Annotated in this window: 21 protein-coding genes; 12 read left to right on the top strand and 9 right to left on the bottom strand. The window is 58.8% G+C overall.

All coding sequences use genetic code 11. The features are described 5' to 3' along the window. Positions 1–231 precede the first annotated feature (231 nt). Entirely contained in the window at positions 232–2,904 is a 2,673-nt protein-coding gene (acnA, locus tag AC1M2H_RS15825) for an aconitate hydratase AcnA (RefSeq protein WP_480148068.1), read from the top strand. Positions 2,905–2,948: 44 nt separating this feature from the next. On the opposite strand, the gene ribA is transcribed toward acnA, so the two are convergent. After that, positions 2,949–3,539 (bottom strand): GTP cyclohydrolase II, encoded by a 591-nt coding sequence (gene ribA, locus AC1M2H_RS15820; RefSeq protein WP_480148067.1) that lies wholly within the window; start codon positions 3,537–3,539, stop codon positions 2,949–2,951. Positions 3,540–3,703: 164 nt separating this feature from the next. On the opposite strand from ribA, the gene pgpB reads away from it, so the two are divergent. The 5 genes from pgpB to yciH all read left to right on the top strand — a co-directional run bounded on the left by pgpB (position 3,704) and on the right by yciH (position 7,350). Next, on the top strand, positions 3,704–4,462 hold the full coding sequence (gene pgpB, locus AC1M2H_RS15815; RefSeq protein ID WP_480148066.1) for a phosphatidylglycerophosphatase B: 759 nt from the start codon (positions 3,704–3,706) through the stop codon (positions 4,460–4,462). Positions 4,463–4,606: 144 nt separating this feature from the next. After that, positions 4,607–4,915, top strand: a complete 309-nt coding sequence (locus AC1M2H_RS15810) for a LapA family protein (protein ID WP_480148065.1) — start codon at positions 4,607–4,609, stop codon at positions 4,913–4,915. A 6-nt stretch (positions 4,916–4,921) separates the two neighbouring features. Beyond that, positions 4,922–6,091 (top strand): lipopolysaccharide assembly protein LapB, encoded by a 1,170-nt coding sequence (gene lapB, locus AC1M2H_RS15805; protein WP_480148064.1) that lies wholly within the window; start codon positions 4,922–4,924, stop codon positions 6,089–6,091. A 195-nt stretch (positions 6,092–6,286) separates the two neighbouring features. After that, a complete protein-coding gene (gene pyrF / locus AC1M2H_RS15800; RefSeq protein ID WP_480148063.1) occupies positions 6,287–7,024 on the top strand; it encodes an orotidine-5'-phosphate decarboxylase in 738 nt (245 codons plus the stop codon). Further along, on the top strand, positions 7,024–7,350 hold the full coding sequence (gene yciH, locus AC1M2H_RS15795) for a stress response translation initiation inhibitor YciH (RefSeq protein ID WP_480148062.1): 327 nt from the start codon (positions 7,024–7,026) through the stop codon (positions 7,348–7,350). Before pyrF ends, yciH begins: the two co-directional genes overlap by 1 nt. Positions 7,351–7,453: 103 nt before the next feature. Here the strand turns inward: yciH and osmB are convergent, their stop codons facing one another. The 7 genes from osmB to AC1M2H_RS15760 all read right to left on the bottom strand — a co-directional run bounded on the left by osmB (position 7,454) and on the right by AC1M2H_RS15760 (position 14,091). Then, a complete protein-coding gene (osmB, locus tag AC1M2H_RS15790) occupies positions 7,454–7,672 on the bottom strand; it encodes an osmotically-inducible lipoprotein OsmB (protein WP_100683974.1) in 219 nt (72 codons plus the stop codon). Positions 7,673–7,952: 280 nt separating this feature from the next. Beyond that, the gene (gene yciT / locus AC1M2H_RS15785) at positions 7,953–8,702 is read right to left on the bottom strand and encodes a DNA-binding transcriptional regulator YciT (protein WP_480148061.1); all 750 of its coding nucleotides are present in this window, start codon (positions 8,700–8,702) and stop codon (positions 7,953–7,955) included. A gap of 72 nt (positions 8,703–8,774) precedes the next feature. Next, complete coding sequence (locus AC1M2H_RS15780; RefSeq protein WP_041145195.1) at positions 8,775–8,957, bottom strand: YciZ family protein; 183 nt, start codon at positions 8,955–8,957, stop codon at positions 8,775–8,777. 173 nt (positions 8,958–9,130) lie between these two features. Continuing rightward, positions 9,131–11,065, bottom strand: a complete 1,935-nt coding sequence (locus AC1M2H_RS15775; protein ID WP_480148060.1) for an exoribonuclease II — start codon at positions 11,063–11,065, stop codon at positions 9,131–9,133. Positions 11,066–11,145: 80 nt separating this feature from the next. Continuing rightward, positions 11,146–12,303, bottom strand: a complete 1,158-nt coding sequence (locus AC1M2H_RS15770; protein ID WP_480148059.1) for a CMD domain-containing protein — start codon at positions 12,301–12,303, stop codon at positions 11,146–11,148. A 205-nt stretch (positions 12,304–12,508) separates the two neighbouring features. Then, a complete protein-coding gene (gene fabI, locus AC1M2H_RS15765; RefSeq protein ID WP_045855073.1) occupies positions 12,509–13,297 on the bottom strand; it encodes an enoyl-ACP reductase FabI in 789 nt (262 codons plus the stop codon). Between the two features lie 251 nt (positions 13,298–13,548). Continuing rightward, on the bottom strand, positions 13,549–14,091 hold the full coding sequence (locus AC1M2H_RS15760) for a HutD/Ves family protein (RefSeq protein ID WP_480148058.1): 543 nt from the start codon (positions 14,089–14,091) through the stop codon (positions 13,549–13,551). Positions 14,092–14,310: 219 nt separating this feature from the next. On the opposite strand from AC1M2H_RS15760, the gene AC1M2H_RS15755 reads away from it, so the two are divergent. From AC1M2H_RS15755 to AC1M2H_RS15730, 6 genes are all read left to right on the top strand, one after another. Further along, entirely contained in the window at positions 14,311–15,168 is an 858-nt protein-coding gene (locus tag AC1M2H_RS15755; RefSeq protein WP_480148057.1) for a transporter substrate-binding domain-containing protein, read from the top strand. A 12-nt stretch (positions 15,169–15,180) separates the two neighbouring features. Beyond that, complete coding sequence (locus tag AC1M2H_RS15750) at positions 15,181–15,900, top strand: ABC transporter permease (protein ID WP_480148056.1); 720 nt, start codon at positions 15,181–15,183, stop codon at positions 15,898–15,900. Between the two features lie 9 nt (positions 15,901–15,909). Continuing rightward, positions 15,910–16,641: an ABC transporter permease gene (locus AC1M2H_RS15745; RefSeq protein WP_480148055.1), complete on the top strand. Its 732-nt coding sequence runs from the start codon at positions 15,910–15,912 to the stop codon at positions 16,639–16,641. A 1-nt stretch (position 16,642) separates the two neighbouring features. Continuing rightward, positions 16,643–17,437, top strand: coding sequence for an ABC transporter ATP-binding protein (locus tag AC1M2H_RS15740; protein WP_426814944.1), 795 nt, complete (start codon positions 16,643–16,645; stop codon positions 17,435–17,437). After that, on the top strand, positions 17,434–18,936 hold the full coding sequence (locus AC1M2H_RS15735) for an HAL/PAL/TAL family ammonia-lyase (protein WP_480148054.1): 1,503 nt from the start codon (positions 17,434–17,436) through the stop codon (positions 18,934–18,936). Before AC1M2H_RS15740 ends, AC1M2H_RS15735 begins: the two co-directional genes overlap by 4 nt. A gap of 107 nt (positions 18,937–19,043) precedes the next feature. Then, positions 19,044–20,420, top strand: coding sequence for a purine-cytosine permease family protein (locus AC1M2H_RS15730; protein WP_480151956.1), 1,377 nt, complete (start codon positions 19,044–19,046; stop codon positions 20,418–20,420). 56 nt (positions 20,421–20,476) lie between these two features. Here the strand turns inward: AC1M2H_RS15730 and sapF are convergent, their stop codons facing one another. Further along, positions 20,477–21,286 (bottom strand): peptide ABC transporter ATP-binding protein SapF, encoded by an 810-nt coding sequence (gene sapF, locus AC1M2H_RS15725; RefSeq protein WP_426814942.1) that lies wholly within the window; start codon positions 21,284–21,286, stop codon positions 20,477–20,479. Position 21,287: the final 1 nt, after the last annotated feature.

Raw genomic sequence — 21,287 nt, 5'->3', positions numbered from 1 at the left:
TTTTGGGATAGGCTCTTAGTACTCCTTCAGCTAATAATAATATCCCTCGCGAACTCATCTCTTTATAACCACAAAATTTCTGCTGTCTATTTTGGTGCAATATCTTTGATGCGGTTTTGCCGATTTTAGCAATTCGGGTTGTTATCAAAGTGTTATGCCTGGGATGTGTTATCTTTAATATTAACCCTGAGGAGCATCAGGGCATGCCATCCCTGAGATAAAGGAGGAGCTATGTCGTCAACCCTACGAGCAGCCAGTAAGGACGCGCTACAGGTCAATGATAAAACCTACCACTATTACAGCCTCGCGCTGGCCGCTAAAGAACTGGGCGATCTGACCCGGTTACCGAAATCGCTCAAAGTACTACTGGAAAACCTGCTGCGCTGGCAGGACGGTGACTCGGTCACCGCAGAGGATATCCACGCGCTTGCCGCCTGGCTCAAGCAGGCCCATGCGGATCGGGAGATTGCCTATCGCCCGGCGCGCGTACTGATGCAGGACTTCACCGGCGTGCCGGCGGTGGTGGACCTGGCCGCCATGCGCGAAGCGGTGAAGCGCCTGGGCGGCGATACCGCTAAGGTTAACCCGCTTTCCCCCGTCGACCTGGTGATTGACCACTCGGTAACGGTAGACCGCTTTGGTAACGATAATGCGTTTGAAGAGAACGTTCGCCTGGAGATGGAGCGTAACCACGAACGCTACGCGTTCCTGCGCTGGGGGCAGCAGGCGTTCAGCCGCTTTAGCGTGGTGCCGCCGGGTACCGGCATTTGTCACCAGGTCAACCTGGAGTATCTCGGCAAAGCCGTGTGGAGCGAAGAACATAATGGCGAATGGTTTGCCTGGCCCGACACCCTGGTCGGCACCGACTCGCATACCACGATGATTAACGGCCTCGGCGTGCTCGGCTGGGGCGTCGGCGGCATTGAGGCCGAGGCGGCGATGTTAGGCCAGCCGGTATCGATGCTGATCCCCGACGTTGTCGGCTTTAAGCTGACCGGTAAACTCAGCGAAGGGATCACCGCGACGGACCTGGTGCTGACCGTCACCCAGATGCTGCGCCAGCACGGCGTGGTGGGGAAATTTGTCGAATTTTACGGCGACGGCCTGGATTCGCTGCCGCTGGCGGACAGGGCAACCATCGCCAATATGGCGCCGGAGTACGGTGCAACCTGCGGCTTCTTCCCGATCGATGCGGTGACCCTCAGCTATATGCGGCTGAGCGGCCGTAGCGAAGAGCAGGTGGCGTTAGTGGAAGCCTATGCCAAAGCGCAGGGAATGTGGCGCATGACCGGCGATGAGCCGGTATTTACCAGCACCCTGGCGCTGGATATGGGCTCGGTAGAAGCCAGCCTCGCCGGGCCGAAGCGTCCGCAGGATCGCGTGGCGCTTGGCGACGTACCGAAAGCGTTTGCGGCAAGCACCGAGCTGGAGGTCAATCACGCGCAGAAAGACAAACGCTCGGTTGATTATACGCTGAACGGACAGCAATATTCGCTGCCGGACGGCGCGGTGGCCATCGCCGCCATTACCTCCTGTACCAATACCTCCAACCCCAGCGTACTGATGGCCGCCGGCCTGTTGGCGAAAAGGGCGGTCGAGCTCGGCCTGCAGCCGAAGCCGTGGGTCAAGGCGTCGCTGGCGCCGGGATCGAAGGTGGTTTCTGATTATCTCGCGCACGCGCGACTCACCCCTTATCTCGATACGCTCGGCTTTAACCTCGTGGGATATGGTTGCACCACCTGTATCGGCAACTCGGGTCCGCTACCGGAGCCGATTGAAGAAGCGATTAAAAAGGGCGACCTGACCGTAGGGGCGGTGCTGTCCGGCAACCGCAACTTCGAAGGGCGTATTCATCCGCTGGTGAAAACCAACTGGCTGGCCTCGCCGCCGCTGGTGGTAGCTTATGCGCTGGCCGGCAATATGAACGTCAACCTGACCCGCGATCCGCTGGGCGTCGGCGCGGACGGACAGCCGGTCTATCTGAAGGATATCTGGCCGAGCGGCCTGGAAATAGTGCAGGCGGTAGAGCAGGTCTCTACCGAGATGTTCCATAAAGAGTATGCCGAGGTCTTTGAAGGTACGCCTGAGTGGAAGGCGATTGACGTTGAGCGTTCGGATACCTACGACTGGCAGAGCGACTCCACCTATATCCGCCTGTCGCCGTTCTTCGATGAGATGGGAGTTGAGCCGAAGCCGGTAGAGGATATCCGCGGCGCGCGGATTCTGGCGATGCTCGGCGACTCGGTGACCACGGACCATATCTCTCCTGCGGGAAGCATCAAGGCGGAAAGCCCCGCCGGACGCTATCTGCAAAACCGCGGCGTTGAGCGCACCGATTTTAACTCCTACGGATCGCGGCGCGGTAACCACGAGGTGATGATGCGCGGGACCTTTGCCAATATTCGTATTCGTAACGAAATGGTGCCCGGCGTTGAGGGCGGCATGACCCGACATCTGCCCGATAGCGAGCCGGTGGCGATTTATGACGCGGCCATGCTCTATAAGGACGAAGGGACGCCGCTGGCGGTAGTGGCCGGGAAAGAGTACGGCTCCGGCTCCAGCCGCGACTGGGCGGCGAAGGGCCCGCGTCTGCTCGGCGTCCGGGTGGTGATCGCCGAATCCTTTGAACGTATTCACCGTTCTAACCTGATAGGCATGGGGATTCTACCGCTGGAGTTCCCGCAGGGCGTAACCCGTAAAACGCTGGGGCTAACCGGCGAAGAGCGGATTGATATCGGCCAGCTGCAGGCGTTAGAGCCCGGCGCAACGGTGCCGGTGACCCTGACGCGGGCGGATGGAAAGCAGGAGGTGATTGCCTGCCGCTGCCGTATCGATACCGCCACGGAGCTGACCTACTATCAGAATGACGGCATTCTGCACTATGTGATCCGCAATATGCTGTAAAAAAAAGGGCCAGCAGTCGCTGGCCCTGAATTTATGCTGCCGAATCAGTTCTTCAGCAGATGCCCCATTTTGGCGGCTTTGGTATCCAGATAGTGGGCATTTTTCGGATTGCGTCCGACGATGAGCGGCACGCGCTCCACGATATTAATCCCGGCTTCGGTCAGAATTTCTACTTTTTTCGGGTTGTTGGTCAGCAGGCGCACGCGCTCGACGTTCAGCAGTTTGAACATATCAGCGCACAGGGTAAAGTCGCGCTCGTCGGCGGCAAAGCCGAGCTGGTGGTTCGCTTCTACGGTGTCGTAGCCCTGATCCTGTAAGGCATAAGCGCGAATTTTGTTTAGCAGACCAATGTTGCGGCCTTCCTGACGATGATACAGCAGGATCCCGCGACCCTCTTCGGCGATATGCGACAGCGCCGCTTCCAGCTGAAAACCGCAATCACAACGCAGGCTGAAAAGAGCATCGCCCGTCAGACACTCAGAGTGTACGCGAGCCAGGACGGGCGCCTGGCCCGCAATATCGCCGTAAACCAGCGCGACATGGTCCTGCCCGGTCGCCAGTTCTTCAAAACCCACCATCAGGAAATCGCCCCAGGGGGTTGGCAGTTTGGCTTCTGCCACACGTTTAAGCTGCATGTGATTCTCCAGACTTTGTCAGCACCTGAATGTGCTTTCTGTTTGCCGCTATTTTGCCACAAGGCCGCGAGGTTCTCCTAATTACGCACTGCTGCCTGCGCGTAAAGCGCACAAACCAACCACTTTCCGTTATGATAGTCAGCAGAAAGGATTAAGGAGATGAAATGCTGTCGATTGCCAGACGAACCGCCACCGGTGCGGCACTATTAATGATTATGCCCGCGGTGATTTGGCTCGCCGGCTGGAAGTGGCATCCCGAGCTTCCGGAGCGGGGGGTAAGGCTGCTGTACTGGGTTACCGAGAGCGTGACCCAGCCGTGGGGTATCATCACCCATACGATACTTTGCGGTTGGTTCCTGTGGTGCTTGCGCTTTCGTCTGCGGGCGGCGGTGGTGCTGTTTTTGATTCTGGCGGCGGCGATTTTGCTCGGCCAGGGCATTAAGTCCTGGATCAAAGGCCAGGTGCAGGAGCCGCGTCCCTTCGTTATCTGGCTGGAAAAAACGCAGCAGGTCCCGGTCGATCGATTCTACGCGTTAAAACGCAAAGAACGCGCTAAACTGGTGCATGAACAGCTGGTTCAGCAGCAGGAAATTCCTAAATTCCTGCGCAAACACTGGCAGAAAGAGACCGGTTTTGCTTTTCCATCCGGACACACCATGTTTGCGGCCAGCTGGGCGCTGCTCGGCGTGGGGCTGCTGTGGCCGCGGCGGCGCTGGCTGACCATCGCGCTGCTGATGGGCTGGGCTACCGCGGTGATGGGGAGCCGTCTGGCGCTGGGAATGCACTGGCCGCAGGATTTGATGGTCGCCACGCTTATCTCATGGCTGCTGGTGACGCTGGCCACCTGGCTGACACAGCGCCTGTGTGGCCCGCTGACGCCGCCCGGGGAAGAGGCGCAGGATATTGAGAAACGGGCGCAATAACGGAGCCAACGTTGTTTTTCTCGCCATACGCCCCCATATCCTGCAGTGGTGTCGTGCTTTTCCATTCCACCGCCGCAGCGAAAATGATACTTTATAGGGCTGAACGCGGGATTTTTTCGCGCAACCCACATAACGGGAAGTAGTGTGAAATATTTACTTATTTTCTTACTGGTACTCGCGATCTTCGTCATCTCCGTGACGCTGGGTGCGCAAAATGACCAACTGGTTACGTTCAACTATTTACTCGCACAGGGTGAATTCCGGATTTCAACGCTGCTGGCGGTGCTCTTTGCGGCAGGGTTTGCCATTGGCTGGCTGATTTGCGGCCTCTTCTGGCTGAGGGTTCGCGTGTCGTTGTCTCGCGCCGAGCGCAAAGTTAAGCGCCTGGAGCAGCAGATTGCGCCCGCGGGCGTAGCGCCGGTCGACGCAGGTATCCCTGCGGTGAAGGAATAATCGTTTATGCTGGAGTTGTTGTTTCTGCTTTTGCCCGTAGCCGCCGCGTACGGCTGGTACATGGGGCGCAGAAGTGCACAACAGTCCAAACAGGACGACGCTAGCCGCCTGTCGCGTGATTATGTGGCCGGGGTTAACTTCCTGCTGAGCAATCAGCAGGATAAAGCCGTGGATCTGTTCCTCGATATGCTGAAAGAGGATACCGGTACCGTCGAGGCCCACCTGACGCTTGGCAACCTGTTTCGCTCCCGCGGCGAGGTTGACCGGGCGATCCGCATTCACCAAAGCCTGATGGAAAGCGCCTCGCTGACCTACGACCAGCGCCTGCTGGCCGTGCAGCAGCTGGGACGCGACTATATGGCCGCCGGCCTGTACGACCGCGCGGAGGATATGTTCAAACAGCTGGTGGATGAAACCGATTTTCGCCTCAGCGCGCTGCAGCAGCTGCTGCAAATCTACGAGGCGACCAGCGACTGGCAGTCCGCCATTGACGTTGCCGAACGTCTGGTAAAGCAGGGCAAAGAGAAGCATCGCGGCGATATCGCCAACTTCTGGTGCGAGCTGGCGCTGCAGCAGATGGCGAACAGCGATATGGACAAGGCTATGTCGCTGTTGAAAAAAGGCGCCGCGGCCGATCGCAACAGCGCCAGGGTGTCGATCATGATGGGCCGGGTGTGGATGGAAAAGGGCGATTATCCGAAGGCGGTCGAAAGCCTGGAGCGGGTGATCAATCAGGACAAAGAGCTGGTCGGCGAGACCCTCGAAATGCTCCAGACCTGCTACCAGCAACTGGGTAAAATCGACGAGTGGGAAGCGTTTCTGCGCCGCTGCGTCGATGAAAATACCGGCGCGACCGCCGAGCTGATGCTGGCGCAGATCCTTGAGCAGCGCGAGGGGATTGAGGCGGCGCAAAGCTACGTCACCCGTCAGCTGGAGCGCCATCCGACGATGCGCGTGTTCCATAAGCTGATGGACTACCATCTAAACGAAGCGGAAGAGGGGCGCGCGAAAGCGAGCCTCGGCGTGCTGCGCAATATGGTTGGCGAGCAGGTCTGCAGCAAGCCGCGATACCGCTGCCAAAAATGCGGCTTTACCGCCCACTCCCTGTACTGGCACTGCCCGTCCTGCCGCTCGTGGTCGACCATCAAGCCGATTCGCGGCCTTGACGGCCAGTAAGATTTAAAAAAAGCCCTTAATTAGTTACAACATACTAATGATTTTTTGCACCTTGCCAGCGTGAAACCATCGAACCGCCATCGCCTTGCAGGCGCGGAAACGCGGCCTGTTATTTTCCCCTTATCGCAGGTAGAATGCTGCCCGTTTACCTTTTTTGCGCCGAGCCCGGCGCCCATCAACAATTAAGGTCTGGCCATGACGTCTACTGCTACATCTTCTTCTCGCGTTGTCACATCTTCTCCCGTTGTTGTGGCTCTCGATTATGATAACCGCGATAAAGCGCTGGCGTTCGTCGACCGCATCGACCCGCGGGAGTGCCGCCTGAAGGTTGGCAAAGAGATGTTTACGCTGTTTGGGCCGCAGTTTGTTCGTGATTTGCACCAGCGTCATTTCGACGTTTTCCTCGATCTCAAGTTTCACGATATCCCTAACACCACCGCTCACGCCGTTGCGGCGGCGGCCGACCTTGGCGTCTGGATGGTCAACGTCCATGCCAGCGGCGGAGCGCGGATGATGACCGCGGCGCGTGAAGCCCTGCTGCCGTTTGGCAAAGATGCTCCGCTGCTGATTGCCGTTACCGTGCTGACCAGCATGGAGGCCGGCGATTTGCAGGATCTGGGGATCACGCTCTCTCCGGCCGACCATGCGGCAAAGCTGGCGGCGCTGACCCAGCGCTGCGGCCTTGATGGCGTAGTCTGCTCGGCGCAGGAAGCGGCGCGCTTCAAGCAGGAGCTGGGGCAGGCGTTTAAGCTGGTGACGCCCGGCATTCGTCCGCAGGGCAGCGACGCCGGCGACCAGCGGCGCATTATGACGCCGGAGCAGGCGCAGGCGGCGGGCGTGGACTACATGGTTATCGGCCGTCCGGTGACGCAGTCCGTCGATCCGGCGGCGACCTTACGCCAGATTAACGCATCGCTGAATAAGGGGGCATAATGACCGATTCTAACAGCCGTCTGGTTTACTCGACGGAGAGCGGACGTATCGATGAACCAAAGCAGGTTATCGCGCGCCCGAAAGGCGATGGCGTGGTGCGCATTCAGCGCCAGACCAGCGGCCGCAAAGGTAAAGGTGTATGCCTGATCGTCGGCATTGACGCGGATGATGACGCGCTGGCGAAGCTGGCCGCTGAGCTGAAAAAGAAATGCGGCTGCGGCGGGTCGGTAAAAGAGGGAGTGATTGAAATTCAGGGCGACAAACGCGACCTGATAAAATCGCTGCTCGAAGCTAAGGGCATGAAGGTGAAGCTGGCCGGCGGTTGATATAAACAACAGGGCCACGGTAAATACCGTGGCCCTGATTTTTTCGGTGCGTAAGTCAGAAAATCCGCGAGCAGTTATTTTTTTATTTGCACTGATTTAAACCTTATTTACCTACCTGGTGACCGATAATCCCGCCGACCGCTGCGCCGCCCAGGGTCCCCAGGGTGCTGCCGTCGGTTAATACCGCGCCGCCCAGTGCGCCAGCGCCGGCGCCGATGGCGGTGTTACGATCGCGTTTTGACCAGTGAGAGCACGCGCTCAGGGACATTGCCACCGTTACAGCCAGAACCGCCGCAGCCATTTTTTTGCTCATTGAAGTCATCATAATTTTTTCCTGAATAATCTATTCATGGATACAACTTCCTTTAAAGCATAGCGTGAACTATGAATTAATGGCTATTCCATGAAGTTTAGTTGCGCAGGTGTTACTTTAATCACGCGGGTGATAGTCACTTCCTGTTATATCGCTAACAATAATTTTACTTTTTTTAAATTTTACCGACAGGTAAATAGTCTTAATTGGCGGCTCAGAATACTCTCAGACGTGATGCGGCGCGGCCTGCGCCCATTTGGATGGGCGCGAAGAAAGGATAGCGGAGGGGTCAGGAGACGTTGACGATATCGACGGTTAAACCGCTTTTGGCCAGCTGCTGGCGAGCGGTATCGTGCAGATTGCTATCGGTAATGATGCGATTAAAGCGCCTAACCGGGCCGAGCGGATAAGGGTGCACGACGCTGAATTTTGAACTGTCGCTCAGCACAACCGCTTCGCAGCCTTTTTCCAGCACCGCGTTAACCACGTCCGCGCGCATCATATCCCGTCCGGTAAAGCCGGTCTCAGGCTGCCAGCCGTCGATGCCAATAAACGCTTTGCTAAAATGGACCTGCTGAATAAACTGCCGGGTCAGCGGACCGACCATGCTCTCGCTGCGCTTTTGGTAGATCCCGCCGAGCAGAATCACCTCACCCGGCGTCTCTTTCAGCAGGTGGGCGATATAGCTGCTGACGGTAATGATGGTGATATCGCCGCGCTCGGCAAGCGCCCGGGCGAGCAGAGCGTTGCAGCTGCCGTTCTCGATAAATACCGTCTCGCCGGCAGAGACCAGCCCGGTGGCCCGCATAGCCAGCTCACGCTTAATGGCGAAATAGGTCATCATCCGGGTTTCTACGTCCTCGCTATCCAGCGGCACGGCAAAACCGTGGGTACGACGCAGATAGCTCTGCTTTTCCAGCAGATTTAAATCCTGACGCACGGTCACTTCAGAGACTCCGGTCATCTTCGCGAGATCGGCCACGCTCATGCGGCCCTGATCGATGACCATTTGCAAAATACTTTGTTGTCGGGCGTTCATAGCAACATCACTGTTAGGGGGCGATTTTATGGGCAATCGACGCTGCGCGGTCGCTTGCGGCGCGAAGGGCGGTCAGATTTCCCAGGGGGCTTTCGGCTGACCGGGCTTGCTTTCCGGCTCATCGTTGGCCAGAGCCTGCAGTTCGGCCTTGAGGATCTCCAGATTATGAATCGCGGAGTGATAGTCCCCGGCAACCAGAATATCCAGCACGGTATCGATACGCTGGGCGAGCAGGCGGGCATTCAGATCAGACATAGTATTATCCTGGTTACAAAAGCGAATGAAATCAATGATGCAAAAAACGGATGCAAAAGAGAAGTGAAAAGATCGCACAACTTATCTCATCCGGAGGTTTTTAGCGCAGTGCGGGGGAGAGGGATTTGAGAAAAAGAACGGCTCCCGGAGTCGGGAGCCGCTGAGGAGGGCTATCAGGCGAACGGACGGGCAATCACGCTGCGGGTTTCCATTCTGACTTCGGCAATTTTAACGTCAATAACGTCGGTCACCTTGTAGACGGTTTCACCCTTAATCTGCACGGTGCCGTTTTCCTGGCTGCAGACCAGCTCATCGCGGACGGCGTGCAGGAACGGTGCCGGGATAAAGGCGACCGCGCCGTTATCGACCAGGCGCACGCGCATACCGCCGCGGCTGATATCGATAATTTCAGCCGCAAAGCGCGTATCGGTGCCGGCGCTCGGGCTCAGATAGCGCGCGTACAGCCAGTCGCCGACATCGCGCTCGGCCATCCGGTTCAGACGACGGCGTTCTGCCATCTGCACCGCGATGTCATCATTAGGGCGCGCGATGGTTTCACCTTTAATGATGGCTTTCAGCAGGCGATGGTTAATCATATCGCCGTACTTACGAATCGGTGAGGTCCAGGTGGCGTACGCTTCGAGGCCAAGGCCGAAGTGCGGGCCCGGTTCGGTGCTGATTTCGGCGTAGGACTGGAAGCGGCGAATGCGGCTATCGAGGAAGCCGGACGGCTGCGCGTCCAGCTCGCGGCGCAACTTGCAGAAGCCGTTTAGGGTCAGCACTTCCTGCGGATCGACGTGCACGTCATGGGTCTTCAGCAGCGCGGCCAGCTGTTCGGTATTGGCCGGATCGAAGCCGGTATGGACGTTGTAAACGCCAAAGCCCAGCCTGTCGCGCAGCACGCGAGCGGCGCAGATATTGGCGGCAATCATCGACTCTTCAACGATGCGGTTGGCGATACGGCGCGGCTCGGCAACGATATCCAGCACTTCGCCTTTCTCGCCCAGCACGAAGCGGTAGTCCGGACGGTCCTTAAACACCAGCGCATGGGTTTTACGCCATTCGCTGCGGCGCAGGCACACGTCCTGCAGCAGGGTAATCTGCTGAGCGATGGCTGCGCTTTCTGGCTGCCAGCTGCCGGTATTTTCCAGCCAGTCGGAGACGCTGTCGTAGGCCAGCTTCGCCTTCGACTCAATGGTGGCGGCGAAGAATTCAATATCGTCTTCAATGGTACCGTCGGCCGAGAGGATCATGCGGCAGGCCAGCACCGGACGGATTTCGTTGGCGCGCAGCGAGCACAGATCGTCGGAGAGCTCGCGCGGCAGCATCGGGATGTTAAAGCCCGGCAGGTAGTTGGTGAAGGCGCGAACTTTCGCCACGCCGTCCAGCTTGCTGCCTTCGGCAATCCAGGCGGTCGGGTCGGCAATCGCCACGGTCAGGTGCAGCTTACCGTCGGCGGCGGCTTCCACGTACAGCGCGTCGTCCATATCCTGGGTGCTGGCGCTATCGATGGTCACGAACGCCAGCGCCGTCAGGTCGCGACGCTGCAGCCCTTCGTCCAGCATCTCGGTAGCCACGCCGTTTGGCGCTTCTTTTTCCAGATTATGGCGCGCCAGGGTGACCCACCACGGCACGAAGTGATCGTCGCTAAAGGTGATGAACTGGGTTAATTCGGCATAAAAACCGCGATCGCCTTTCAGCGGATGGCGGCGCATTTCGGCAACCGCCCAGTCGCCCTCGCTAAAATCGTGGCTGACGCTGCGATCGGCGCGGCACGGAATGGCATCTTTCAGCAGCGGATGATCGGGAACGATGGACAGACGATCGTCTTTTTTATGCACTTTACCGACGAAACGCGTCAGGAAAGGCTCAATCAACTCTTCCGGCTCCGCGCTTTCACGTTCTTTTTCGCTGTGAACCACGGCGGTAATCCGATCGCCATGCATCACTTTTTTCATTTGCGGCGGCGGAATGAAGTAGCTTTTCTGCGCGTCAACTTCGAGGAAGCCAAAGCCTTTTTCCGTACCCTTAACGACGCCTTCAACGCGAGGAGTCTGAGAATGCAGTTGCTGTTTAAGCTGCGCTAGCAGCGGGTTGTCCTGAAACATAATTTGGTATTTTCGTGGCTAAAAGAGCGGCTGTCATTTTTACGCGATTATGCCTGTTGCAGCAAGCGCTGTTTGGCATTTTACGTCCGTTGACCAACATTGCCGAGGGCGATTTTCAGCCGGTTGATCCAGCCGCACAACCCGCACCACGCCAGAATATCGATAACCTGCGTGCGGGAAAGCCCATATTCGATGAGGGGAGTTAGCTGGGCGGCGCTGAAGCGGTCGGGAGAGCGGGTTAACAGCTGCGCTGCCAGATAAATTGCGCGTTCGGATTGATGCGTCTCGCCCCACGCCTGAAGCGCGCGATCGTCATGGCGTAACGCGTCGGGAAACGCCTGGCTGCCGGTCCACTCCCGCTCCCAGGCGTTAAAACAGCTGACGCTACCGTTGATCCGCGCCGTCATCAGCGCGACCAGCGGCGCAAAGGGCTGGTTTTCACTCAGCCGGGTCAGCAGCTCATCCTGGGCGCGGAGGATCGTATCGTCGACCGCCAGCAGCGGCGCCAGCTCGGCCAGACCGGGATGTCGCTGCCAGCTGACCAGCCGCGCCTGCCTCTCGTCGTTAGCGTAGCGCAGGTCGCTATCGTTGACGTCGGCCAGCCAGTCGACGTCCGCGGCGGTAAAACCTTCCGCCGGCGCATCTTCCTGCTGCGGCATGCCCGGCATCCAGCGCACCGGGAAGCCCAGCATCGCCTGGAAGGTGGCGATCGCCCGGGCCTGGAAGCCGACGAAACCGATAATCTGGTTAATCAGGATAATATCGCGGCTGGTTAAGCCAACTTCGTCCAGCTGGCTGCGGGAGAGGGCGGTAATGACCGAGGGAGAACCCGCCAGCTGGCGGGCAAATTGCGTAATCTGCGCCAGACGACGATTGCTCTCGCGCGACGAGTCCGGGCCCGGCAGCGGCGCCAGACGCGCCGCGTAGTGGTTACATAGCCGCTGCACGCCGTAGACCTGAGCCACGGTTAGCGCCGTGCTCAGACGATCGTAGGCGCTAAAGGTTTGCAGACGATTCACCGTCACCGACGTCGGAAAGAGCGCGTCGGCCAGACATCGCGCCGGAGCCAGCCAGCCCGCATGCGCGTGGAGCAGCTCTGCGGGCAACGTCAGGTCGAGTAAAAAGCGGTCTTCGACATAAGCGGCTTCAGGGACGAGCGGTAATACATCCACCGGGCAGATTGTTGACTGGGTTTCGTGATACCAGTGGTTTTTGCCATACACGCGGCGTTGCTCCATGGGCGTTCCTTGATCGATATGTGTCCGGCCGCACTTCTGTGGGCCATCTATGCATAACTATCCTGGCGTAACCCTGAAGCAGGAGAAAATATTGATACGTGCTAACAAATAGCTGATTGGAATAACAGAGAGGGAGGGATATCGCGAAAGGTCGCCAGCTGCCGCAGAATAAAACCCTCCTCACGACGTGAGGAGGGTAAAGAACTTATTTCAGTTCCAGCTCGTTCATGGCGGCGATGCTGAAGCCGCCGTCAACGTGAACCACTTCACCGGAGATGCCGGCAGAGAGGTTAGAGCACAGGAATGCCGCGCTGTTGCCGACGTCTTCGATGGTCACGGTGCGACGAATCGGGGTGACGGCTTCGCAGTGGGCCAGCATTTTACGGAAATCTTTAATCCCGGATGCCGCCAGAGTACGGATCGGACCGGCGGAGATGGCGTTGACGCGCACGCCTTCCGGACCCATCGCGTTCGCCATGTAGCGGACGTTAGCTTCCAGAGAGGCCTTAGCCAGGCCCATCACGTTGTAGTTAGGGATTGCACGTTCTGCGCCGAGGTAGGAGAGCGTCAGCAGGGCGGAACCCGGGTTCAGCATCTCGCGGCAGGCTTTCGCCATGGCCACAAAGCTGTAGGCGCTGATATCGTGAGCGATTTTGAAACCTTCGCGGGTTACCGCGTTAACGTAGTCCCCGTCCAGCTGATCGGCCGGTGCGAAGCCGATGGAGTGAACGAAGCCGTCGAATTTCGGCCATACTTTGCTCAGTTCGGTGAACAGAGACTCAATGCTCTCATCTTCAGCCACGTCGCACGGCAGTACGATGTTGGAACCCAGTGCCGCAGCAAATTCTTCCACGCGACCTTTCAGCTTGTCGTTCTGATAGGTGAACGCCAGTTCAGCCCCTTCACGATGCATTGCTTGCGCAATACCGTAGGCGATGGACAGTTTGCTGGCAACGCCAGTCACCAGAATGCGCTTACCGGAAAGAAAACCCATAGCTTTAATCCTTATCGTTATTGCTTATTTTTACTTTAACAATCATATAGTTAGTGTTGTTATTTCAAAATAACTCAAATTTAGCCGAGAATTATATCCCACTGACGACCCCTTGTGTCACGCTATTTTTCAGCGAAAGCCGACATCCAGCGGGCGACGCTGGCGCCCCGTCGCATCGCCGTCGTCGCGTACTCTCCAGTATATCACCGGATGTTGCGGACGTTTTGCGACGTTCTCCGGGCGAAATGCGGCTAATTTACGCTAACGGTCGCCAGCAGCAGCTTGGCGTCGGCGGACTGCGGGATCAGCGCCCCCGGCGGCGCCTCCTGCCACCAGATACCGCTTTGGGCAGCGCACGGCCGTTCACCCAGCAGCCAAAGTCCTTGCAGCACCCAGGCGACTCCCGCTGCGCCGGGCCGCTGCGCGGTGGACACCACGCTAACCTGCGCCGTGGCCCGGCCGCGCTGGGTCATGATGTTGAAGTCCAGCCCCGGCTGCGAAATCCCTTCGCTGGCCAGCGGCCATTCCCCGGCAAAAGCCCACGGTTCCCATAGGTTCAGGCGCTGGGCTTTATCACCGCCGCGCAGCCACAGCGGGCTGCCGTCTATCAGGGTTATTACCCGATCCACGCCCGGAAAGAGCGAAAACGGTCCGTTGGTTTGGAGGGTAGCGATACTGGCCCGCCAGAGAAACGGCGCATCAGGCGACGGCGCGCTGACGATTTTACGGGTTTCGCCGCCGCCGTTTTTCCACGGCGTAACAGGCAGGGAGGAAAATGTAAAGGGCACAATCATCGCAGGAATACCGCCTTTATATGCTTACATGTAAATTTTTTGATACATCCAATTTTCAATTTAATCACAAATTATTTACAGCATGGCTCACAAATCCATCATCGGAACAGTGTATGGATTTGTCAATGCTTGTATATACATGATCTGTCATCTGCGATTTACACCCTGCCTGGCAGTCGCCGTTCGGCAATTATTTTAATGACCTCAGGAGAATCAATTATGAAGCAGAGCATTACTTTTCGTCAGACCTGCCTGTCAGCCCTGTTTTCTGGACTATTGCTCTGCGGTGGATCGGTCAATGCGAAGGAATGGAAGTCGATTACCATCGCGACCGAAGGAGGGTATGAGCCCTGGAACCTGACGCTGCCGGGAGGGAAGCTGAGCGGATTCGAGCCCGAGTTGATGGCGAATCTCTGCCAGCGTATGGGGATTGAGTGCAAGCTGGTAGTGCAAAACTGGGACGGGATGATCGCCGGCCTGAACGCGGGCAAATACGATGTGATTATGGATGCCATTGTGATCACCCCGGAGAGAAAGCAGGTGGTCACCTTCACCCAGCCTTATGCCGCCACGCCGGCCTCATTTATTGCGGTAAAAGGCACGCTGCTGCCGCCGGCGACCGGCGCCGGCCACACCATCAAGCTCCACGATGACGAAAAAGAGATTCAGGCGGCGATTGCGCCGCTGCGGGCGACGCTTAAAGGGAAAACCATCGGTATCGCCTCCGGCACCGTCTACACGCCGTTTATTGACAAGTATTTCAAAGACATCGCCGATATTCGTGAATACAACAGCTCGGCGGATGCGATTCTCGATCTGCAGTCCGAGCGTATTGATGCCGTATTTGACGATATTACCTTTGCCAATACCACGCTGGCGCGTCCGGAAAATAGCAACCTGAACTTTAGCGGCCCGCAGCTGAGCGGCCCAATCTGGGGCGAGGGCGAAGCGATGGGCGTTCGCCATGCCGATGCCGATTTGAAAGCGAAGCTCGATACGGCGATTCAGGCCGCGCTGGCCGACGGAACGGTGAAAAAGCTGAGTGAAAAATGGTTTAAGAGCGACGTCACCCCATAAGCGAGGTTGAAGATGGTAAGTCTGCTGAGTTTTGGTGAGAACGGCTGGGGAACGGTTATCCTTAGCGCAACCCTGACCACGCTTCTCCTGTCCCTTGCCGCGCTCGCGGTGGGGGCCGTTGTGGGAGGCGTTATCGCCGCCGCTAAGCTGTCGCACCGGGCGCCGGCCCGCTGGTTTGGCTCGGCCTATTCGGTGGTGTTTCGCGGCATCCCCGAACTGCTGGTTATCTACCTGTTCTATTTTGGTGGGTCGGGGCTGGTGTCGTGGATAGGGCAGCTGTTTGGCGCCGACGGCTTTATTGAAACCCCGCCGTTTCTGATTGGCTCGCTGGCAATAGGTTTAATCTCCGCCTCTTATCAGGCGGAGGTGTACCGCGCGGCGCGCCTGGCGCTGACGCCGGGTGAGGTCGAGGCGGCGCTGGCCATCGGCATGCCGCGCTGGCGCATCTTCCAGCGGATTATGCTGCCGCAAATTGTGCGCTACTCGCTGCCGGGGCTGTCCAACGTGTGGCAAATGAGCCTGAAGGACTCGGCGCTGGTTTCGGTCACCGGGATCGCCGAGCTGATGCGCGCCAGCCAGATAGCCGCCGGATCCACGCGCGAGTACTTCCTGTTCTATCTGATCGGCGGCGGCTGCTATCTGCTCCTGACTTTACTCTCTAACCGGGCATTTATTCGGGCGGAAAATCGTCTCAACCGGGCATGGTCCCGCCGTACCGCGGCTCAGGCTTAAGGAGAATCTATGTTTATCGACTTCGCCTTTCTCAGCGACACGTTTTTAAAGCTCGGCGCCGCGCTGCCGGTGACGCTGGGGCTGTTTATTAGCTCCTTCATCTGCGGCGGGGTGCTGGCGCTGGGCGTGCTGGCGCTGCGGATGAGCCGCTGGCCGCTGCTCAGCGGCTTTGCGAAGGGCTATATTCTGGTCTTTCGCGGCTCTCCGCTGCTGATCCAGCTGTTTCTGATCTACTACGGATTGGGGCAGTTCGGCGTTATCCGCCACAGCTTTTTATGGCCGCTGCTGCGCGAGCCGTTCATCTGCGCGGTGCTGGCGCTGGCGCTGTGCACCGCGGCCTATACGGCCGAAATCCTGCGCGGAGCGCTGCTGGCGGTTCCCGTCGGCCAGATTGAGGCCGGCCAGGCCTGCGGCATGTCGCGCTTCCTGCTGCTGCGCAGGATTGTCGCCCCGGTGATGCTGCGCTACGCGCTGCCGGCTTACTCCACCGAAGCGATCCTGCTGGTGAAATCGACGGCACTGGCGAGCCTGGTCACGGTATGGGACGTCACCGGCGTCGCCCAGCAGATTATCCAGCGAACCTACCGGACGATGGAGGTTTTTCTCTGCGCCGCGGCTATCTACCTGCTGCTTAACTTTATCATCGTGCAGCTTTATGCCCTGCTTGAGCGTCGCCTGACGCCGCACACCCGGCAAAACCCTGCCACCGTTTCACTCAAAACTGCCGCTAAAGGAGAATAGTATGCACGATTCCCGTCCCGTGACGCTGTCGGTCAGCGACATCCATAAATCCTTTGGCTCGCTTGAGGTGTTAAAGGGGATTTCTATCCAGGCGCAAAAAGGCGATGTGATCTCTATCCTTGGCGCCAGCGGTTCCGGAAAAAGTACGCTCCTGCGCTGCATTAACCTGCTGGAAACGCCGGATGCGGGCGTGGTCAGCGTCGGCGGTGAAACCATCGAGATGAAGCATCATGCCCGCGGCCACCGCCTGGCGGCCAATCCGAAGCAGATTGAACGCCTCCGCTCGCGGCTGGGGATGGTTTTTCAAAGCTTCAACCTGTGGTCGCATATGACGGTTCTGCAAAACGTTATCGAAGGCCCGCACTACGTTTTAAAACGCAGCAGGCAGGAGTGCATTGAGCAGGCGGAGCAGCTGCTCGATCGCGTGGGTATGCTCAACCGCAAGGACTTCTATCCGGCCCAGCTCTCCGGCGGGCAGCAGCAGCGCGTGGCCATCGCCCGCGCGCTGGCGATGGATCCGGAGGTAATGCTCTTTGATGAGCCGACCTCGGCGCTGGACCCGGAGCTGGTCGGTGAAGTGTTGAAAGTGATGCGCAGCCTGGCAGAAGAGGGGCGCACCATGCTGGTGGTGACCCATGAACTCGGGTTTGCCCGCCACGTCTCTAACCGCGTGGTGTTTATGCATCAGGGGACGATTGATTGCGACGGTCCGCCGGACGCGCTGTTTGGCGCCCACGCATCGCCGCGTTTTCAGCAGTTTATTTCCAGTCACCATCAGCCGGGGCAGTCAGTATGAGTGAGCAAGTGCTGTGGGGCGACGCCCCGTTATGTTGGCAGGAGGTGGTGCGGGTCGCTCGGGAAAAAGCGCAGCTGGCGCTGAGCGACGGCGCCTGGCAGCGCATTGCCCAGGGGCGGGCAATTGTTCAGCACATCATCGACGCCGGGCAGATAGCCTACGGCATTAATACCGGCCTCGGGGCGCTGTGCAACATCTCGCTGCCGGAAGAGCTGCTCGGGCAGCTATCGCGCAACACTCTGCTCAGCCACGCCTGCGGCGTTGGCCCGCTGCTCGATGAGGCGCACACGCGCGCGATTATGTGCGCGGCGATCGCCAACTACAGCCACGGGAAGTCGGGGATTTCCTGCGCCATCGTTGAGCAGATCCTCGCGTTCCTGAACCTGCAGATTACGCCGCAGGTTCCGTCGCAAGGGTCGGTGGGCTACCTGACCCATATGGCGCATATCGGTCTGGCGCTGATGGGGATCGGCGATGTGAGCTGGCAAGGACAGGTGGTTCCCGCCGCGCAGGCTCTGGCGCAGGCCGGGCTCGAGCCCATTGCGCCGGGAGCCAAAGAGGGGCTAAGCCTGGTCAACGGTACGCCTTGTATGACCGGCATGGCCTGCCTGGCGCTGGATGACGCCGCCCGGCTGCTGGACTGGGCCGATGTGACCGGCGCCATGAGTTTTGAAGCCTTGTGCGGGCAGACGGCGGCCTTTGACGCCGAGATCCTCGCCCTGAAGGCCAGTCCGGGAATGCAGCACAGCGGCCTTCGCCTGCGCCAGATGCTGGCGGATAGCCCGCTGCTGGCGGCAAGCCGGGGAGTACGTACTCAGGATGCGCTGAGCCTGCGCTCGATGCCTCAGGTCCACGGCGCCTGTCGCGATCAGTTCGCGCACGCGGCGGGGCAGGTCGACGTTGAGCTGAACGCCTGTACGGATAACCCGCTGATTCTCGGGACGCTGGATAGCTGGCGGGTGGTCTCCCAGGCGCATCCGCACGGTGAGTCGGTGGCAATGGCCTGCGATTTACTGGCGATTGCGATGGCCGAACTCGGCGCCATTGCCGAGCGGCGTCTGGATCGGCTGGTTAATCCGCTCGTCAGCGGCCTGCCGGCGTTTCTGGTGGCAAAGCCGGGGGTGAATTCCGGGATGATGATTGCGCAGTACGTCGCGGCCTCGCTGTGTGCGGAGAACAAACAGCTGGCGCAGCCCGCGGTGCTCGATAATTTTGTCACCTCGGGCCTGCAGGAGGATCACCTGAGCCTCGGGACCGGCTCTGCGCTGAAGCTCCAGCGCCTGCTGAGCAACCTGTATCAAATACTGGCGATTGAGTATTTACTCGCCGCCCAGGCGCTGGAGTTCCATCCTGCCGATATGCTGGCGCGAGGCACCCGCCACGGGCTGGCGCTGCTGCGGCAAAGCGTGGCGACGTGGGAGGACGATCGCTGGCTTGCTCCGGAAATCGCCAAAGCGGTCGCGACGATTAAAAAACAGTCGGCGAACTGGCTGGCATAGCGGGTCGGCGGCGAAAAACACAACGCAACAAGAAAATCGTTTACAGCGAGGAAACTATGTCTTCTTTTTCGTCAACAGATGGACAGTCAAAAGGCAGTGAACGGGGCATACGGGAAACGCGCTCGATCGATTTTATCCCCGAAGGCGAGAGACATGGACATCCTTTCAGCCAGTTTACGCTCTGGTTTGGCGGCAACCTGCAGATCACCGCTATCGTTACCGGCGCGCTGGCCGTGGTGCTGGGCGGTGACGTGGTATGGTCGCTGATTGGCCTGCTGCTGGGCCAGGTCCTTGGGGCCGCGGTGATGTCGCTACACGCCCTGCAGGGGCCGCGCCTGGGGCTGCCGCAGATGATCATCAGCCGCGCGCAGTTTGGCGTTTTTGGCGCGGTGGTGCCGTTGGTGCTGGTCTGCATTATGTACGTTGGTTTTTCCGCCAGCGGCACCGTCCTGGCCGGGCAGGCGATGGCGAGGCTGCTGTCGGTCTCGAACGTCGCCGGCATGCTCCTGTTCAGCGCGATTATCATCGTCATTGCCGTGCTGGGCTATCGCGTGATCCATAAGCTGGGCAAAGTGGCGAGCATCGTCGGCGTGCTGGCGTTCGCCTATCTGTTTATTACGCTGCTGCTCTCCGCAGACCTGACGGCTATCGCGCAGAATAGCCATTTCTCCCTGCCGATGTTCCTGCTGGCCGTGTCGCTCTCCTCGTCGTGGCAGATAGCCTTCTGCCCGTACGTCTCCGACTACTCGCGCTATTTGCCGAGCAACGTGTCGGGTAGCAAAACCTTTTTCTCCGTCTTCTGCGGGACCGTGCTTGGCACCCAGGCGTCAATGACCCTGGGCGTGCTGACGGCGGCCATTGCCGGCAGCGCCTTCCCCGGGCATGAAGTGAGCTTTATCGTGGGATTAGGCAACAGCCAGGTGATGGCGATGGTTATCTACTTTGCGATCTGCTTCGGCAAAATCACCTTCACGACGCTGAATGCCTACGGCAGCTTTATGTCGCTGAGCACCATCGTTTCCGGTTTTCGCAGCCAGACGTCGCTATCGCAGCGATCGCGCCTCGCTTTTGTGATTCTGATGGTGTCGATATCGTGCGGTATCGCCCTGCTGAGCGAGCCGGCGTTCCTCAAGAACTTCACCCATTTCCTGCTGTTCCTGCTGGCGTTCTTCGTTCCGTGGAGCGCGATTAGCCTGACCGATTACTACCTTATCTCTGCCGGCGCCGTGGATATTCCCGCGCTCTCTGACCCGAAAAAGCGCTACGGCTACTGGAATATTTACGCCATTACCATCTACGCGGTGGGGGTGCTTATCCAGCTGCCGTTTATCGAGAACCCGCTATTCCACGGCTCGTTGACGTGGATATTTGCCGGTAACGACGTGTCGTGGCTTATCGGCTGGTTCGCCACCGGGCTGCTCTACTACGCGCTGCGTCGTTTTGACCGGCGGGTGCTGCCGGCGCAAACCATACTGCCGGGCTAAGCCGGCGGCAACAGGCTCGGGTAAGGCGCTCGCCTTGCCCGGGTGTGATGGCGGGACTATTTACCGTCTTTACGCCACGCGTCGGCGGTCAGCGCTTCACCAAAGTGGCCGGCGATTAGCCGCCGGGTCAGCTCATGCAGCGGCGAAGCCAGCACGTCAGCGGTGCTGCCGCGTTCCACCACTTCTCCCTGGTGCATCACCAGTACCTGATCGCTAATATGCTTCATCATGCCTAAATGCTGGGTAACGTAGATATATGAAATACCCTGTTTCTCCTGCAGCTCCAGCATCAGGTTGATCAGCTGCGAACGCATCGACATATCCAGCGACGCCAGCGCCTCATCGCACACGATGACCTTAGGCCGCAGGATCAGCGCGCGCGCGAGGCCAAGACGCTGCTTTTGCCCAGGCGCCAGCATATGCGGGTAGTAGCTGACGTGGTCCGGCAGCAGGCCGACCATTCGCAGCGTTTCAATAATCTGCTTCTGCCGCGCCTCCGGTTCGAGCTCGGTATTCAGGCGCAGCGGAAAGTCGAGGATCTGCGAAATGCGCTGGCGCGGGTTCAGCGAGGTTGACGGGTCCTGGAAAATCATGCGGATACGCTGGCTGCGGAACGAGTAGTCGCCAAACTCGAGGGGGTGATCGTCAATCAGCAGGTCGCCGGACGTCGGCTCAATCATCCCCGCCAGCATTTTCGCCAGCGTGGACTTTCCTGAACCGTTTTCCCCGATGATCGCCAGGGTCTGGCGTTCGCGCAGCGTAAAGCTCAGCGGCTTGACCGCTTCCACCGTCTGCCGCCGAAACCAGCCGGTACGGTAGCGAAAGGTCTTACTCAGATTGCGGACTTCGAGCAACGTTTCGACCATT

The sequence above is a fragment of the Klebsiella sp. F11 genome (assembly GCF_056712265.1).
This window is presented reverse-complemented; position numbering and strand designations above follow the sequence as displayed.

Bases quoted from the DNA above. Each gene is read 5' to 3' on its own strand.
- osmB (WP_100683974.1), bottom strand. From the start codon at position 7,672: ATGACTTCAATGAGCAAAAAAATGGCTGCGGCGGTTCTGGCTGTAACG.
- pgpB (WP_480148066.1), top strand. From the start codon at position 3,704: ATGCTGTCGATTGCCAGACGAACCGCCACCGGTGCGGCACTATTAATG.
- sapF (WP_426814942.1), bottom strand. From the start codon at position 21,286: ATGGTCGAAACGTTGCTCGAAGTCCGCAATCTGAGTAAGACCTTTCGC.
- AC1M2H_RS15775 (WP_480148060.1), bottom strand. From the start codon at position 11,065: ATGTTTCAGGACAACCCGCTGCTAGCGCAGCTTAAACAGCAACTGCAT.
- acnA (WP_480148068.1), top strand. From the start codon at position 232: ATGTCGTCAACCCTACGAGCAGCCAGTAAGGACGCGCTACAGGTCAAT.
- AC1M2H_RS15760 (WP_480148058.1), bottom strand. From the start codon at position 14,091: ATGATTGTGCCCTTTACATTTTCCTCCCTGCCTGTTACGCCGTGGAAA.
- lapB (WP_480148064.1), top strand. From the start codon at position 4,922: ATGCTGGAGTTGTTGTTTCTGCTTTTGCCCGTAGCCGCCGCGTACGGC.
- AC1M2H_RS15750 (WP_480148056.1), top strand. From the start codon at position 15,181: ATGGTAAGTCTGCTGAGTTTTGGTGAGAACGGCTGGGGAACGGTTATC.
- fabI (WP_045855073.1), bottom strand. From the start codon at position 13,297: ATGGGTTTTCTTTCCGGTAAGCGCATTCTGGTGACTGGCGTTGCCAGC.
- yciT (WP_480148061.1), bottom strand. From the start codon at position 8,702: ATGAACGCCCGACAACAAAGTATTTTGCAAATGGTCATCGATCAGGGC.
- AC1M2H_RS15745 (WP_480148055.1), top strand. From the start codon at position 15,910: ATGTTTATCGACTTCGCCTTTCTCAGCGACACGTTTTTAAAGCTCGGC.
- AC1M2H_RS15770 (WP_480148059.1), bottom strand. From the start codon at position 12,303: ATGGAGCAACGCCGCGTGTATGGCAAAAACCACTGGTATCACGAAACC.
- pyrF (WP_480148063.1), top strand. From the start codon at position 6,287: ATGACGTCTACTGCTACATCTTCTTCTCGCGTTGTCACATCTTCTCCC.
- AC1M2H_RS15780 (WP_041145195.1), bottom strand. From the start codon at position 8,957: ATGTCTGATCTGAATGCCCGCCTGCTCGCCCAGCGTATCGATACCGTG.
- ribA (WP_480148067.1), bottom strand. From the start codon at position 3,539: ATGCAGCTTAAACGTGTGGCAGAAGCCAAACTGCCAACCCCCTGGGGC.
- AC1M2H_RS15740 (WP_426814944.1), top strand. From the start codon at position 16,643: ATGCACGATTCCCGTCCCGTGACGCTGTCGGTCAGCGACATCCATAAA.
- AC1M2H_RS15755 (WP_480148057.1), top strand. From the start codon at position 14,311: ATGAAGCAGAGCATTACTTTTCGTCAGACCTGCCTGTCAGCCCTGTTT.
- AC1M2H_RS15735 (WP_480148054.1), top strand. From the start codon at position 17,434: ATGAGTGAGCAAGTGCTGTGGGGCGACGCCCCGTTATGTTGGCAGGAG.
- yciH (WP_480148062.1), top strand. From the start codon at position 7,024: ATGACCGATTCTAACAGCCGTCTGGTTTACTCGACGGAGAGCGGACGT.